The 14,780-nt window shown below is 43.7% G+C and carries 13 protein-coding genes; 9 read left to right on the forward strand and 4 right to left on the reverse strand.

Going from position 1 to position 14,780, the window contains the following annotated elements; translation table 11 throughout:
• The first annotated feature begins 170 nt into the window (after positions 1 to 170).
• The gene (locus MPET_RS10295; protein ID WP_013329964.1) at positions 171 to 1,460 is read left to right on the forward strand and encodes a GntP family permease; all 1,290 of its coding nucleotides are present in this window, start codon (positions 171 to 173) and stop codon (positions 1,458 to 1,460) included.
• Positions 1,461 to 1,798: 338 nt separating this feature from the next.
• Positions 1,799 to 3,373 carry an LA2681 family HEPN domain-containing protein gene (locus tag MPET_RS10305; protein ID WP_187287553.1) on the forward strand — a complete coding sequence of 525 codons (1,575 nt, stop codon included), beginning with the start codon at positions 1,799 to 1,801 and terminating at the stop codon, positions 3,371 to 3,373.
• A gap of 291 nt (positions 3,374 to 3,664) precedes the next feature.
• On the opposite strand, the gene MPET_RS10310 is transcribed toward MPET_RS10305, so the two are convergent.
• The gene (locus tag MPET_RS10310) at positions 3,665 to 4,495 is read right to left on the reverse strand and encodes an ArdC family protein (protein WP_013329967.1); all 831 of its coding nucleotides are present in this window, start codon (positions 4,493 to 4,495) and stop codon (positions 3,665 to 3,667) included.
• Positions 4,495 to 4,743 carry a hypothetical protein gene (locus MPET_RS10315; protein WP_013329968.1) on the reverse strand — a complete coding sequence of 83 codons (249 nt, stop codon included), beginning with the start codon at positions 4,741 to 4,743 and terminating at the stop codon, positions 4,495 to 4,497. The genes MPET_RS10310 and MPET_RS10315 overlap by 1 nt, the downstream gene beginning before the upstream one ends.
• A 474-nt stretch (positions 4,744 to 5,217) precedes the next feature.
• Between MPET_RS10315 and MPET_RS10320 the strand changes: the two genes are divergently transcribed.
• The gene (locus MPET_RS10320; RefSeq protein ID WP_048130823.1) at positions 5,218 to 6,687 is read left to right on the forward strand and encodes a hypothetical protein; all 1,470 of its coding nucleotides are present in this window, start codon (positions 5,218 to 5,220) and stop codon (positions 6,685 to 6,687) included.
• Positions 6,688 to 6,716: 29 nt separating this feature from the next.
• Here the strand turns inward: MPET_RS10320 and MPET_RS10325 are convergent, their stop codons facing one another.
• Both MPET_RS10325 and MPET_RS10330 read right to left on the reverse strand, forming a co-directional pair.
• Positions 6,717 to 7,856 (reverse strand): tyrosine-type recombinase/integrase, encoded by a 1,140-nt coding sequence (locus MPET_RS10325; protein WP_013329970.1) that lies wholly within the window; start codon positions 7,854 to 7,856, stop codon positions 6,717 to 6,719.
• 131 nt (positions 7,857 to 7,987) lie between these two features.
• Complete coding sequence (locus tag MPET_RS10330; protein WP_013329971.1) at positions 7,988 to 8,944, reverse strand: nucleoside recognition domain-containing protein; 957 nt, start codon at positions 8,942 to 8,944, stop codon at positions 7,988 to 7,990.
• 237 nt (positions 8,945 to 9,181) lie between these two features.
• On the opposite strand from MPET_RS10330, the gene MPET_RS10335 reads away from it, so the two are divergent.
• The 6 genes from MPET_RS10335 to MPET_RS10360 all read left to right on the forward strand — a co-directional run bounded on the left by MPET_RS10335 (position 9,182) and on the right by MPET_RS10360 (position 14,775).
• A complete protein-coding gene (locus MPET_RS10335) occupies positions 9,182 to 10,972 on the forward strand; it encodes an SLC13 family permease (RefSeq protein ID WP_013329972.1) in 1,791 nt (596 codons plus the stop codon).
• Positions 10,973 to 11,003: 31 nt separating this feature from the next.
• Complete coding sequence (locus MPET_RS10340) at positions 11,004 to 12,371, forward strand: MBL fold metallo-hydrolase (protein ID WP_013329973.1); 1,368 nt, start codon at positions 11,004 to 11,006, stop codon at positions 12,369 to 12,371.
• A gap of 9 nt (positions 12,372 to 12,380) precedes the next feature.
• Entirely contained in the window at positions 12,381 to 12,878 is a 498-nt protein-coding gene (locus MPET_RS10345) for a YeeE/YedE thiosulfate transporter family protein (protein ID WP_013329974.1), read from the forward strand.
• A gap of 10 nt (positions 12,879 to 12,888) precedes the next feature.
• On the forward strand, positions 12,889 to 13,446 hold the full coding sequence (locus tag MPET_RS10350; protein WP_013329975.1) for a YeeE/YedE thiosulfate transporter family protein: 558 nt from the start codon (positions 12,889 to 12,891) through the stop codon (positions 13,444 to 13,446).
• A 79-nt stretch (positions 13,447 to 13,525) separates the two neighbouring features.
• The gene (locus MPET_RS10355; protein WP_013329976.1) at positions 13,526 to 13,858 is read left to right on the forward strand and encodes a DUF1622 domain-containing protein; all 333 of its coding nucleotides are present in this window, start codon (positions 13,526 to 13,528) and stop codon (positions 13,856 to 13,858) included.
• 317 nt (positions 13,859 to 14,175) lie between these two features.
• Positions 14,176 to 14,775, forward strand: coding sequence for an archaellin/type IV pilin N-terminal domain-containing protein (locus tag MPET_RS10360; RefSeq protein WP_013329977.1), 600 nt, complete (start codon positions 14,176 to 14,178; stop codon positions 14,773 to 14,775).
• The last annotated feature ends 5 nt before the right edge of the window (positions 14,776 to 14,780 follow it).

A 14,780-nucleotide genomic window follows, 5' to 3' on the forward strand; every position in this document is an offset into this window, starting at 1 on the left:
TCTAAATATGAAATTGTTGGATCTCTATTTTATTGAGACTACTTTGAGATTTCAAACAGCACCAGAATACTTTTCATAATGATGGCAATCGGTTATGCAACATTCAGGATGAAGATGCCTGTTCTTTAAAAATCGAAATCTAAATATGCTTCTCTTCCAATTATCTTTCAATGGACCCTGTTCTGGTTTTGATCCTCACTCTGGCATTCATAACAGTTCTTGCATTCTCGCGAAAGGTGCCGACATTTGTATTCTTATTTTCAGGAGCTGTATTCCTGGGCCTTCTTGCGGGATTCGGATTCGAACAGGTTCTTACGTGGGCGATAGAAGGGATGGGGAATATCTTCTCTTCGTTTGCAGTTATCATACTGTCCGGCATCGTCATCGTGAGGTTACTGTCCGACCAGAGTTTGCTGGATATAATAATCTCCGGATTGCGATTCGGCATAAAAGATCGCGGTGTGAACGCCGGAATTATCGGCTACATCCTCTCGATCCCGACGACATGCTGTATCACCACTTACCTGATGATCGCCCCGGCGATGAAAAAACCGGGTGACAAAACTCCCGGATCAAATAGGCCACTCTATCTCGTAGCGGTAGGCAGCATCATATCATATGTCCTGATATTTCCTACCCCTGCAACGATACCTCTCCTGACCGGTCTTGCGCCTGATTATCCGGTCTTTAATTTTGATGCAATAACAATCCCTCTCTCTTTCGGGATTCTCGTAATCATTCTGCTGCTCTCCGGTTTCCTGTACCGGAAGACAAAAAGAGAAACGGTTGAATCCGTGCTGCCGGAAGAGAAGGTTCCTGCCGGTAGAAAGATCCGTGCATGGGCCCCTTTTATCGTAATGTTTGCAGCGATACCCGTGGGACTTTTTCTTTTGCAGCTGTCTCACCTGATCCTCACGCAATTCATAATGCTTGCCGGAATGATAACCGCCCTTGCACTTGCTCCTCCTGATATCAGGATGAAAAGCTTTTCAAAAGGTGCTAAATTTGCAGGGTTGATCCTGTTTGATTTCTGTTCCGCGGGAGCGGTAGGGAAGGTGATAGTAGGTTCGGGTATAGCGAACGGCATAATGGATTCGATGATCCCTGTACTTCCCGACATTCTGGTTCCGTTCATAATCGCGGCAGTTTTTGCAACCGTTCAGGGGTCCAGGGTAGTGACCGCGGTGATCTCGTCTGAAATAATTGCCACCGCCGGGCTTGCAGAAACACTTCACCCGGTTCCGCTGATACTCATGGTCTCGGCCGGAACGTGCTTTATCTCATATCTGACCGATCCGTACTTCTGGCTTGTGCAGAGAACCACGGGCGATGACATCACGACGGTGATGAAGCATTACACCCTGCCGCTGGCAGTTGCAGCGGTTATCATATTCGTTGTCGCTCTTCTGCTTACGGTATTTTTCTTTCCTTATGTCGAGAACGCGGCTCTTTTGGTTTGATAAGAAATATCAGGACAATATTTACTTTTGGACCACAGAACAAAAATTGTTATCATAATTCAGAATTAAGAATCAATAATGGTCACTCATCAGGAAATCAGAGAACTCTTTTATCCACTTGAATGGATTCTCCGGTTAATAATGATCACACTTCTCTGTCTGGTTTTATTGCACCTAACAGAAATTCCTGAAAATTACTACATGCTTGTCTTTGTCTATAGGGCCCTTGTAATTGGTATCTTGATTATGTTTCTCATTCAGGCGTATTGCATTTGGAATTTTTGGAGAGATAAAAAAAGTAATAGGGTCCTGTCATGAAAAGGCTATCACGCGAAGATATGATAGAATTAAATGAAAAATATTTAAATCTGGATTCTCTAAGTGAATTAGACGACAAAACTTCTTTAAATATTTTTGGAACATTAATAGATACTTCACATTTTTTAGACAAACTTGAGGGATTGCTTCATGCATTAGATTTCTCAGAAGAATTGTTAAATCGCGAAATGAATGAAGAAAATAAATCTGAGTTACACTACTATATTGCAAACCTTTGGGCAGATTTAGAGGAATTTAAAAGTACATGTATAAAAAGCCGTTGGGATTGGGATCAACCAGAAATAAAAAAAGTAATAACCAATATCAGATATTCTTTCAGATATGGATTTTTAGGGGATAATACAAAAGTTTCAGATTCTCGCAGATGTGAAATTCTGACTAATTATGGAAATGCTCTCTCACAAATAGGTAGGATTATTGAAGCTATAGAATATTATGACAAGGTTTTAGAGATCAACCCAAACTTTTCTATGGCTAATGGGGCTAAAGGGAATAATTTATTTAAATATTCTAGATATCTTTACGATGAAGGCCATAAAGCATATTTTTTAAATTTATCATATAAAATGCTGAAAAAGGCAATAGAAGGAGATCCCTATCCCCAAGCCAAAAAAAATTTCCAGAATACTATCAACATTTTAGAAAAGGGATGTTCTAAAGAATTATTGGCTGAAAATTTTGATTTAAACTCTTATGAATTAGGAAATTCTCAGGATGAGATTGATTATAGGAATTGGGTATTAAATAATAGATTATTCCTGAATCCATTGAATGATCTTGGACCAAATTCAATCGCTGCAAGAGATGTCTTACTAACCCCGTCAATCTTTACCAAAATCGACGAGGGACCATATTACCAAGGATTTTATAATCAAATGAAGCAGGAATTTGTATCTGCACGATACTTATTTTATGAAGGAATTACTCAAAGAGAACTCCATTTTTCAGATTTTGAAGTAATGTTATTTAATACAGGAGATTTTCCAAGATATGGATTGAAAATCGAAAAAATAAAGATTGCATATCGTATGGCATATTCTTTATTTGATAAAATTGCCTTTTTTATAAATTACTATTTTAGACTAGGATTAAAGGAAAAAGAAACTAATTTTAAATCTATATGGTATAAAAAACAGAAAGGAAATAAGCCATTAGAGATTAGAGGTGATCTTTATAAAAAAGAAAATTTACCATTAAGAGGATTATTTTGGTTAAATCAGGATTTCTTCATAGAGGATTTTAAAGAATCAATAGAACCCGAATCAGAAGAACTGAAAAACATTCGAAATTCTTTAGAGCATAAATATTTGAAAATTCATTCGGATTATTATCCAATAAACTGTGGTGCTGACTTCAGTATGTATGGTGAAGATAGATTAGCATACTCATTGAATTATAATACTTTCATTAGCAAAACATTGAAACTTTTAAAATTAACACGTTCTGCCTTAATATATCTATCTTTGGCGATATATACTGAGGAATTTCAACGTTACTCAAATTCTGAAAAAATGAAAGATGCATATTCTATTGAAATAGATGTGTTTTCGGATGATGATAAAAAATTGGACTAATTTTTTTGGATCATCGCTATTCATTTTTTACTGATAGCCGCAAGCGATATTCGAAGAATTTCGCGAAGCGGCGGGCCACCACACACAGCCGGCAGGGGCCGAGACAAAAAGTCGAGGTTCCTGCGGGCGTTATACAAACCAGCTCAACCGGAAAAAACAAGGCCGGTGTTGCGAAGCTCGCCGGAAGCCGGATGGGTTCCGGCATTGAGCATGAACTTGTTTCATGCGAAGCACTTACTCGAAGAGTTAGTGCGAGAGCGAGCAATCCCGGCCGGTACAAAAAAAAGGAATTCATTCCTCCCCGCCCCCAGTGAGGAAGTCGGCCGCCCGCTGCGCATCCCCCGCGGCCCGGATGACATCGACGGCCGTGCCGTTCCTGATGTGACGGAGCCACCCTGCGACATAGGCAGCCTGGTTATCGATGACGGGCATATCGATCCCGGTCATCGCACACAGGAAGGCAGAACCCATCTCCGCCGTCAGCTCCTCGCGGCTGTACTTCTCGCTCCCGAACCGGATCGGCCCGGTTATTCCCGGTCGCTTCAGGCGGGATTCATGACCGGTCCAGTGAGTCAGTTCATGGAAGTAGGTCGAGTAGTATTCTTCCGGAGATTCGAACCGCTCCATCTCGGGCATGTGGATGATATCCGCAGCCGGGAGATATGCCGGCGGTCCCGGGGTGACCTTCGGGCAGTTCCTTTCGATCACTTCGTCGCAGGACGTGATCGCCCGGACCTCGCCGACCTCTTCCTTCTTGATCCCTTCGCACTGCGAGAGGTTGAAGACCCAGTAATACCTGACAAGCGGCTTTTCCCGCTGAGACATCACAAGGACCTCGTCGCCCTGGTCGTTCACAATCGGCCTTGCCTCTTCGAAGGACCAGAAGACAACAAGTCCGGATGCCTTCTCGCCTTTCCGGACATACCCGCCGAGCTGCTTGATCTGCCGGTACGTCCCCCACCATTCATGACCGGAGAGCAAAAGGCGGTTTATGCCCCGGTAGGGCCTTCCCGTCAGGAGATTGCACGGCGACAGGTTCTTCCACGACTGATGCCAGGGGATCGTCCCCGAGGAAAGAGAAGAGATGATCCTTTCCCGGACCATCTCATAGACATTTACCATCAGCAAACACCCCTTACCCTTGCGGTGTAACAGTTGTCATCAGCCTGGGCCCGGCGGACACATTCATCGTATCCGTGCTTCTCGACCTCGTCGCGGTAGTGCTCGCGGATGCACTCTCCCCGTCGGCGGAGGTCTTCGGCCTCGTAGAGCATTGAGTGTGCCCTTCGTTCAAGCTCGACCGCACGCTCATCGAGGAGTGCAATGTCTTCAAGTGCATACAGAGGGATTGCGTCGCTCATCCGGGACATTTCAGTCCACCTCCGCGAGCACGTCAGCGAAAAGCTGATATGTCTTCTGGTCAAAATCGATACTTAGCTCAACGCGAGCTTTCAGGGCGGCTAACTTTTGCGGGGAAGCCGCCCCGTTCCTTATCTGTTTTGTAGTCATTTCGATCTACCTCAGCCGGTGCTCAACCGCGACCGACTGAATGCGGGGGTAAAACGGCAAACGGAGTATGGCTGTCGCTCATCAGAGCGACCGGCTTACCCGTTTGACGGAGACCCGCGTTTGCAAGAGGAGATTTACAGTGCCGTGCAGGGGAGCGACGAAAAGGTTTGAGGAGCGGATTCGCACGGCTGTTTGGGCGGTTATTCAGGAGAGGCATTCGGGCGGTTTTATAAATTCCAACCGATTCAATTTATCTGGTCCATAGTTTAGAGGAGTATAATCTACACAAATTATTTGGACAGCAACAGGCTACAATAATACATTGGGGTAAATCAATGTCTCTTACACATTTTGTGAAGCAAGAACAAATAAAAGAATTTTTTGCTTCTGAATTTTGTGATCCGATAAAAATTGACAAGAAATTGTATAAATTTTCCAACAGGAAAATTATGGGTTTTTCAATACTTGTCAATGATGGAAAAGTGGAGTATATTTGTGACAGTGATGGAAGAGAAAAATCTATTTCAGCATTTGAAGATTTAATTGAGTTTTTAACAAATTACAAATATTTAAGCCACTTATGCTGTTTTTACTGCTCCAATTCAGATTTTATATCGATTATCAATCATCTATCAAAAAAAGAGATTAATCATCTATTAAAGAAACATGAAATTGATTATTATAAATATAAACTTCAGTTTTATCCTAATAAACAGCTGATAATCAGAAAACCGAAGAATATCCATTACTTTTTTAATTTACACCCTTTTTTTAGGGAAGAATTAAAGGTTGCAATGGGAAGCAGTTTAGATTATGATATAATTAGAAAAAATCAAAATGACACGGAGTATTATAAAAAACAAGCAGTTTTAGTGAAAAAAATCGCAGAGTATTATACAGATGAAAAGAGCAATTTTCCTCAATTTAATTTAAAGGTTACAAATGAACCCCAAACGGATAATTATTTTGAAATAGGCACTGCATTCGACTATCTGTTGAGATTTAAGATTGAAGCAGAAAATGAAAACGTTATTACTCAACCCTGGGTTGCTTATAATTCACTTTATGATTTAAATTCTGAAGAAGATCTAAAAGAAAAGGAAAGAATCGAAAAACGCTTAGCAAAAGTTGAGAAGGTATATCGCTCTTTTCTGAAAAAAAAGATTGTTACAGAGAAATTGATTAAATGCTCTTTAGATCTTACTAAACTTGATTCAATTTATAGAGCTGGATATACATATGAAGAACTTGATTTTAAAATAGATTCTAAGGATATTGAAGATCTTGATAATCTAATCAGTGGAGTACCAGAAGGATTACTCAAAGACAATAGAATTTGCATTCTAAACCCAACATTTGGATTAGCATCCTATCTCATCAGGGGGGCAGACGCGGATCTATACATTGATAACACTCTCATCGATATTAAAACAACAAAAAATCCTGATTTTTCTAAATCTCATTTTTATCAATTATTAGGATATGTCCTCCTTCATAATTTAGGCCAAAAATACATGAAAAATTGTATAAAACCTGAAATTCTTAGTTTTTTCAATGAAAACTTTGGTTCCTATGATATGCCAGAATCCACCAAAATTTTTCTGAATGAAACAATTGAAAGAATTGGGATATACTTCTCACGTTCCAATTACCTATACACATTGGAACTTAAGGACATTGTAAATGAAGGCAAATTTAGTGATGAAGTAATGAATTGGTTTGAAAATGAATGTTATGAATATCTACAAGCACAACTCATGAACGAGGCTATAGACCTCTTTGACTTATTAGAGGAGCTGGAATGAGAATATCCTCTACAAACTGATACAATATATCAAGCAATCCCAAGATCCTTTTTCAGTTTTTCAAGAAGCATACTATAGTCGTCACTCCCTTTTGCTTCATTTATTGACTCTTCAACATCGATTGCCCCTTCCTGGTTGAGCACCATCGAACAATTTGTACAATAGAGGGCCGAACTTGGATTACTTGTTTTACACCGGGGACAAATAACAGGCTCAAGAGTTTTTTCCTGTTTCTGATCCTCGTCAATGAGACCGGCGTTCTCAAGCATCTTCCTCTCGATATCGCCGCCCGACAAGTGAACATAAACCTCCGGCATATTGGAATTTTTCTCCCATCCGGCAAAGACACGGAGCTCCATCTCGGAAAGTCCACGCTTCCCGCCTTCGTTCTTCACAAGATCCGTTAATCTTGCATGACGGATGGCATGAGGATGAATCCTTTTGTGGACGTTCGCCCTTTGTGCTACTCTCTTCAGCATGTTCTGAATAGTATGATGATTGAGCCTTTTGTTCCCGTTCCCATATCTGGTGAATGTAGTGAATAAAGGTGCATCCGATCGATCTCTTAAGGGGTGTACATTAATCCATGCCTGGAGATCCGGAACAGAGGATATCAGCCTAAGCCTCCTCATCCCTGTCTTCCCCTTTACAATAACCACTGCGCCGTACCTGTCAAACTCTATGTGCCCGATATTAAGCGATACTATTTCTCCGATGCGGGCCCCGGTATCCCAAAGTAACATTATTATTGCCCGGTCCCTCTGCCGGTCGCAGGCATTCACGAGTTTTTCAATATCATATCTGGTTAGGAGCTGGTCGGTTGGAAGACTTGATCGGACACGCTTTATCTTTACATTTTCAAACAGTGCCTCTTCAGTTTCTTTTCCGACAAGCCATCTGAAGAATAGTTTGATCTCAAGGATCTCTCCGTTCACGGTAACCTGGCTGCACTCTTTTCTACGCTTGATAAAATAATTCTCAACATCATCTTGAGTAACCTGCTTTGAATCCTTGAATCCGTTTGAGATAAGGAAATTGTAGTTCCTCCAGACCTTTGTCTGAATTGTCTGTTCAGATAACTGCTTTAATTCGAGATGCTTTACATAGCTTTCAAGATATTTTATATTGGCCTCGTCGATAGATGGCAGCTTTTCAAAGTATGAGTCCATTAGTTACACCTCCACGACATGGGTTTTAAGTGAAACCTGTGCCAAGTGGATGTAAGAGACTTAAGATCCAGTCATGTAGATGTTCGTGGGTTCGAATCCCATCCCTCGCACTTTTATTAAATATACAATTCTTACCACAGGACGATCAGGATACCAAATACTATTACCATGATAACATTTCTCAATATGATCGATAAAATCTGGATCTCTGCACCTGTCTTAGGCCCGAAGATAGCGGCATAAGATGAACCGTAAAACCTTATCCCCCTTGTAACACTGGTCAGGATATTTCCGGCGATAAGCGTGATGATTATCTCTTCGGATGTCAGCGTTCCTGATATCATCAGCCCGGAGGCAACACTCGCTCCTGCGATAAAAGATCCGAACTGTGCCGCAATTATAGCAAATCCTGCAGGAGGAATAGGGAAATAACTGCCCAGAGACTGGATATTGTCGGCAATTATATCGAAGACTCCCGTATTGATCAATGCAGCAACCAATACAAGTACAGGTATGCTGATCTTCAGGATATGAACAAGCGGTTCCACAGATGAATTAAGCGCCTTTTTTGCATGCTGACCAAGACTGAGTTTTACATTCTCCTCAACGTAACAGATCTCGTAATCCCGCGGTTTCAGCAGAAATCTGCCGGAAACAACCAAAATAAAAGTTTTTATGAAACCGACAAGAGTCAGAATTAAAAAATATGCCAGCCCGGTTAATCCGAGAAGAGGAATATAAACCGGAAGAAGATATCGCCAGTGCATTACAATATTTGGAAAAGAATTCATCAGTGCTGCAAGAATCATTTCCTTATGGCTGAGAATCCCTTCACGCTCGTATTTTACAAGCATCGCGTTGGCAGCTTTAGGAGAGACAAAAGCCATCATGAAAGATATCCCGCAGTCAGGGTGGAGATTGGCATAATCGGTTATCGGTCTTGAAAAGCGTGACAATTTATCCGTAATATTAAAAGAAATTATCAATTCGGCAATAAACACACCCACGGCCATCATCGGAACAGAAGCCAGGATCAGGTCCAGGGAAAGAACCAGTGTATCGATAATAAATTGATAAATATCTATCATCTGAAAAAAAACCTCGACAAATACCGGAAGCTAACATATGTATAAAAAATGCTACTATTTTAGAGCTTTCATCTTACTTTATTTGCTAAAATAATAGTTATTTACACCAATTTAAATTAATCACCGACTCGTCAGAACCTAAAAATTATTTACCAGAAATTCCTGAATTTGTTAATTCAGAACACCCAATATCTTTTTAATTCACCCCGCAATATTCACTAATACCGTGGTGAAAACTTGACTCCCGAGATCCTCCTTGTGCTGGCAGTCCTTTTGGCAGCGATCATCCTCTTTGTCACCGGCAAATTCAGGAATGACATCAATGCTGTCATAATAATGCTGACCGTAGGCATTCTCGGCCTTGTCAGTCCGCTCGATACAATTTCCGGGTTCGGGAGCAACGCGGTCATCTCGATAATAGGAGTAATGATCCTCGGCTACGGGATCGATCGCACCGGCATAATGGTCGTGATTGCACGAAAGATTATGGAAGTAGGGGAATCCAGTGAAAGGAAGATTACGACAGTAATTTCATCCGTACTCGGACTGGTCTCCGCCTTCATGCAGGACCTCGGTTCGGTCGCACTATTTCTCCCTGCCGTCCTGAGAATATCCCGGAAGAGCAAAATTCCCAAATCGCGGCTGATAATGCCCATGGGATTTGCGGCAATACTTGGGGGAACCCTTACGATGGTCGGGTCATCACCACTTATACTGTTAAACGACCTGCTTGAACAGGACGCCCTTGATCCGTTCGGGTTCTTTGCCGTAACCCCGATCGGTGCGGCACTCCTCCTTTCCGGGGTCCTGTACTTCATGCTGCTCGGCAGGTATGTTCTTCCATCAAAAGACGAAGCAAAGGAATCCCAGAGACCGCAGGAGGAACTGATAGAATCGTGGAACCTCTCCGGGAGCATGCACCACTACCGCGTCACGGAAGGATCGCGGTTAAACGGAATGAAAAGAGAGGAGGCAAACCTGAAAAAAGGTTACTCCCTATACCTCCTTGCGATCACGGAAGGCGATGACGTAATCTACGGTCCGTGGAGGTACACCATCTTTTCCGCAGGAGAAATCCTGACACTTCTCGGAAGTTTTGAGGACGCAGAAAGATTTGCAAAAGATTTCGGCCTTAAAAGGCATGAAGATCAGCAGGGATTGACCGAAAAGATTGGAGAGGAAAATGCAGGATTTGCCGAGGTAATCCTGAAACCCCGCTCAAAACTAATCGGCAAAACGATAAGGGAGATCGCATTCAGGAAAAATTACAGCCTCGAGATAATAATCCTGCTCAGCGAAAACAACCCTATAAGAGATGACTTTTCCGACACCCCGTTAAAGACGGGGGACACCATCGTAGTATACGGTCCGTGGAACAGGATCGAGGCGATTGGGAAGGACCCGAACTTCGTCCTTTTAACACCTGTTGAAGAGAAAGAGATGAAAAAAGGGAAAGGTGCAGTTGCAATAGGATGTTTTGCCGGCGGAATACTGCTCTCGTTCGCAGGGCTCCCAATATCGGTGGGGCTCCTTACAGGTGCAATCGCAATGGTCCTTCTCGGTGTAATCGATATGGACGAGGCATATCATGCAGTAGACTGGAAGACCGTATTTCTGCTCGCAGGACTTATCCCACTCGGCCTCGCAATGGATCAGACAGGAACAGCTGCATACATTGCAGACATCATCATCCAGGTCGCAGGGCAGAGCCATCCCATCCTGCTCATGTTCGCAATTGCAATCCTTACAACATTCTTCACTCTCTTCATGTCGAATGCCGCCGCAACCGTTCTGCTTGTTCCACTCGTGATATTTATTGGAAGTTCTACAGGACTCGATCCCCGGGGGCTTGCACTGCTCGTGGCAGTATGTGCATCCAATTCGTTCATTCTTCCGACTCACCAGGTAAATGCATTCCTCATGAACCGGGGCGGATACAGGAATTCGGACTACATAAAGGCAGGAGGGGGAATGACTTTCCTGTTCCTTGTCGTGGCCGTGGGAATGGTTTATATAATGTTTGCGTAATATCTGCAACTATTAGGAGGGCTTTGCATATATGCTTCTGAAACATTTCTATGTAGAAAAAATTGCCCACAGTTCTTATCTTATCGGCGGAAACAAGACCTGTGCGATAGTTGATCCTGCACGCGACGTCGGAAAGTACATCCATGCAGCGAAGGAAGAAGAGCTTGATATAACCCACATACTCGAAACGCATCTTCACGCCGATTTTATCTCGGGCCACATCGATCTTGCGGAGAAAACAGGTGCAGCAATATACGCTCCGAAGAACGGAAACTGCGAGTTTGAGCATGTCGCCGTTGGTGAGGGCTCCACGTTCTCAATAGAAAACATCGAATTTCATGTACTCGATACGCCCGGGCATACGCCCGACTGCCTCGTATATCTTGTAAACGATCTGTCGAGGGGAGACGAAACTGTGCTGGCATTCACAGGCGACACCCTGTTCGTCGGGGATGTAGGAAGACCCGACCTCTTCCCCGGTCGGGCGGAGGAGCTTGCCGGAAAACTCTACGACAATATAAACAACAAAATTGCAAAGATCACGGGAGACTGTATCGTCCTGCCTGCACACGGTGCAGGCTCCCTGTGCGGAAAGGCAATAGGAACGATGAAATTATCGACAATAGGGTATGAACTGAAATACAACAGGGAGATCCTGATAAAAGACAAAAACGATTTCATAAGATCGCTTACCGTCGGAATGCCCCCGGCGCCGGATCATTTCGGCAGGTGCAGCGAGATTAACAGAAAAGGGCCTGTCCCTGTTGAATCTCTCCCGGAGATCGTGCCGATGACGCCCGCCGAATTCAGGGAGAAGATGAACGATGGAAAGACCGTCGTCCTGAACACCTGCGATTATGCAGCATTCGGCGGCCACCACATCCCGGGAAGCTGGCACATAGATATGAGCGGGAACTTATCGACATTTGCCGGCTGGGTCCTTCCCCCTGAAAAAGATGTCCTCCTTGTAACTGACAATCAACAGCAGGCGGAGGAGGCTGTAGTAATGCTCAGGAGAGTTGGGCTGGATCACGCCGTAGGGTACCTGGATGGGGGAACTCATGCCTGGGTTGCGGCAGGTTACGAGACCGGGCATGTACCCCAGCTGTCCGCAAATGAAGTTCATGAAAAACTAAATGGAGGCGGGTACACTCTCCTTGACGTCAGAACAGAGGATGAATACAGGGAAAAACACGTCCCCGGCGCAGTAAATATACTTGCAATGGATCTCAGGACGAGATACAGGGAACTCGATACCGAAGGGCCTTTAATCGCAATGTGCCGGACCGGACGGCGGTCGAGCCTCGCATGCAGCATCTTAAAGCAGCATAATTTCAGGAATATCTGCAATGCATCAGGCGGAATTACCGGATACATTGCGGCAGGCTATCTTAAATGAGGTGATAACATGGAATGGACACCATATATCGCAGGAATCGGCATAGGAATCCTGAGCTGGATTGCATTTCTGCTATCGGACAAGCCGCTCGGGTGCTCGACAGCCTTCTCGAATACGAGCGGAATGATCGAGAGATTGTTCAGGGGCAAAAAAACAGAGGATAAGGAGTATTACCAAAAATACAAGCTGGGGATAGACTGGCAGTGGATGCTTGTCATCGGAATAATTATCGGTGTATTCATCACGTCGGTCCTCACGGGCGGGTTCGCAATCGAATGGGTTCCGGATACTTTCGCAGATAAATTCGGATATAATCCTGTATTGAGATGGATCTTCGCCATCGTCGGGGGAATCCTCATGGGCCTCGGGGCACGATGGGCTGGCGGGTGCACAAGCGGGCACGGGATCAGCGGGGCATTGCAGCTTGCAATATCCAGCTGGATTGCCGTGATGATGTTCTTCATAGCAGGAATCGCCACTGCGATGCTGATATACGGAGTATTGTGAGGTTAAAAAAATGCTGACGGAAACAAGGAAGAATAAAAGACTCCAGCTTTTCATAGGATTCATAATCGGATTGCTCTTCGGTCTCTTCCTCTATATAGGAGGAGTAACGGAATACAATGTAATAATAGGACAGCTTCTTCTGACAGACTTCACAGTCCTGAAAGTAATTATGACGGCCATCGTTGTCGGTATGCCTGGCATCTATATAATGAAAGGAAAAGGCCTTGTCAGTCTCCATGTCAGGAAAGGATCAGTAGGATCGACAGTCATCGGGGGACTGATATTCGGAATAGGGTTCGCCATCCTGGGATATTGCCCCGGAACGGTTGCAGGTGCAGCTGGCCATGGATCTATGGATGCACTTTTCGGCGGAATTGTTGGTATATTGATCGGGACCTGGATCTTTGGATCGCTGTATCCCGCCCTGAATAAAAAAATACTCAACAGGGGAGAGTTCAGGCACATGACGATCCCTGAAAAATTCGGGGTGAACCCGTGGTTCGTTGTCATTCCGGCCGTGATCTTTATTGCACTGGTCCTCGCCAGCCTGGAGTATACAGGCTATTAATATTAGTGTACCGTGTACATCGTGCTTCCGCCCGGCGGTACCAATAATAAATATTTATTACAACCTCCAATTGATTTTTATGTCACTAGTGTGGTTCGAGGAACTGATTCACCTGCTGGTTCTGTTTTTTGAATTCGTCGGAGGATTGCTGATAATATACGGCGGAATAGTTGCTACCGCAAAGATTCTCCTGCTGGAAATTGCAAAAAAATCATATTCATACAACAGGATCCGTCTTGAACTAACAGGAAAGATAGTATTCGGCCTGGAATTCCTGATTGCGGCTGACATTCTTGCAACTATAATATCTCCTTCACAGGAAGAACTCATCATGCTTGCAGTAGTCGTAATCATAAGGACGATCCTCGGCTACTTCCTTGAAAAAGAGGCAAAAGAATTCCAGATTGAATAAAATATCCCGGTAAACCACCAAATAGCAGGCATTGAAATATGAGTGGCGAGACGAAGAATTAGAGAATTTTAATTTATCATTTGAATGATATCACGGAGGAATTACTTTACAACATGACCTTTTTCGGTTCACCATTTAGTGAAATAAAACAAACATAATATTGCTGGTTTTTACAAATTAATTCCTTTCATCAATGTTCTATTAATAAAACTTTTAAATGATATATTCGTAAAATATAGTGATTGATATTGGAGGGATCCAATACTGTCGCTTAGCGGAAAGCAAACAAAATAATTCATAAATTGGAGGAAAATTGTATGAAGTTGAATAAAGAAGAAGCATTCACCGGTCTAGAGGCTGCAATTGTGCTTATCGCATTCGTTGTTGTAGCGGCGGTATTCTCATATGTAGTGCTCGGAGCAGGTTTCTTTACGACACAAAAGGCACAGGAAGTTGTCTATACCAGTGTCGATCAGGCAAGTTCGAGTATCGAGATCCTTGGAGATGTCTATGGTCTTAACACCACCAGCCCGGTACCAACCGGCCCGGTTATTGACGCTGTAAGGTTCACTGTAGGTCTGACAGCAGGCGGATCGCCCGTAGATTTCGGCCAGACAACACTCACTTTCAGTACAAATGAGAATGTCTCAAGGTTGGACAGAGCAGCAGATACACTCACAGACGCGACCAGCATCAGTCCAGGACAGTGGGGAGTTATCAGGATGGCAAACAACGACAGCAGCGACCTGCTTCTTGAAAACCAGGAGCAGTTTACAATCTATGCAATGCCTGTTGCTTCTGACGCTATCGAAGCCAATGAAGATTTCGAGATTCAGGTCCGCCCCGCGGTAGGTACAGCATACGCAATAGAGAGATCAGCACCTGCAAGAGTCACGGGTGTAAATGCACTATACTGAGGAGA

Origin of the sequence: Methanolacinia petrolearia DSM 11571 (genome assembly GCF_000147875.1) — an archaeon.
Lineage (GTDB): Archaea > Halobacteriota > Methanomicrobia > Methanomicrobiales > Methanomicrobiaceae > Methanolacinia > Methanolacinia petrolearia.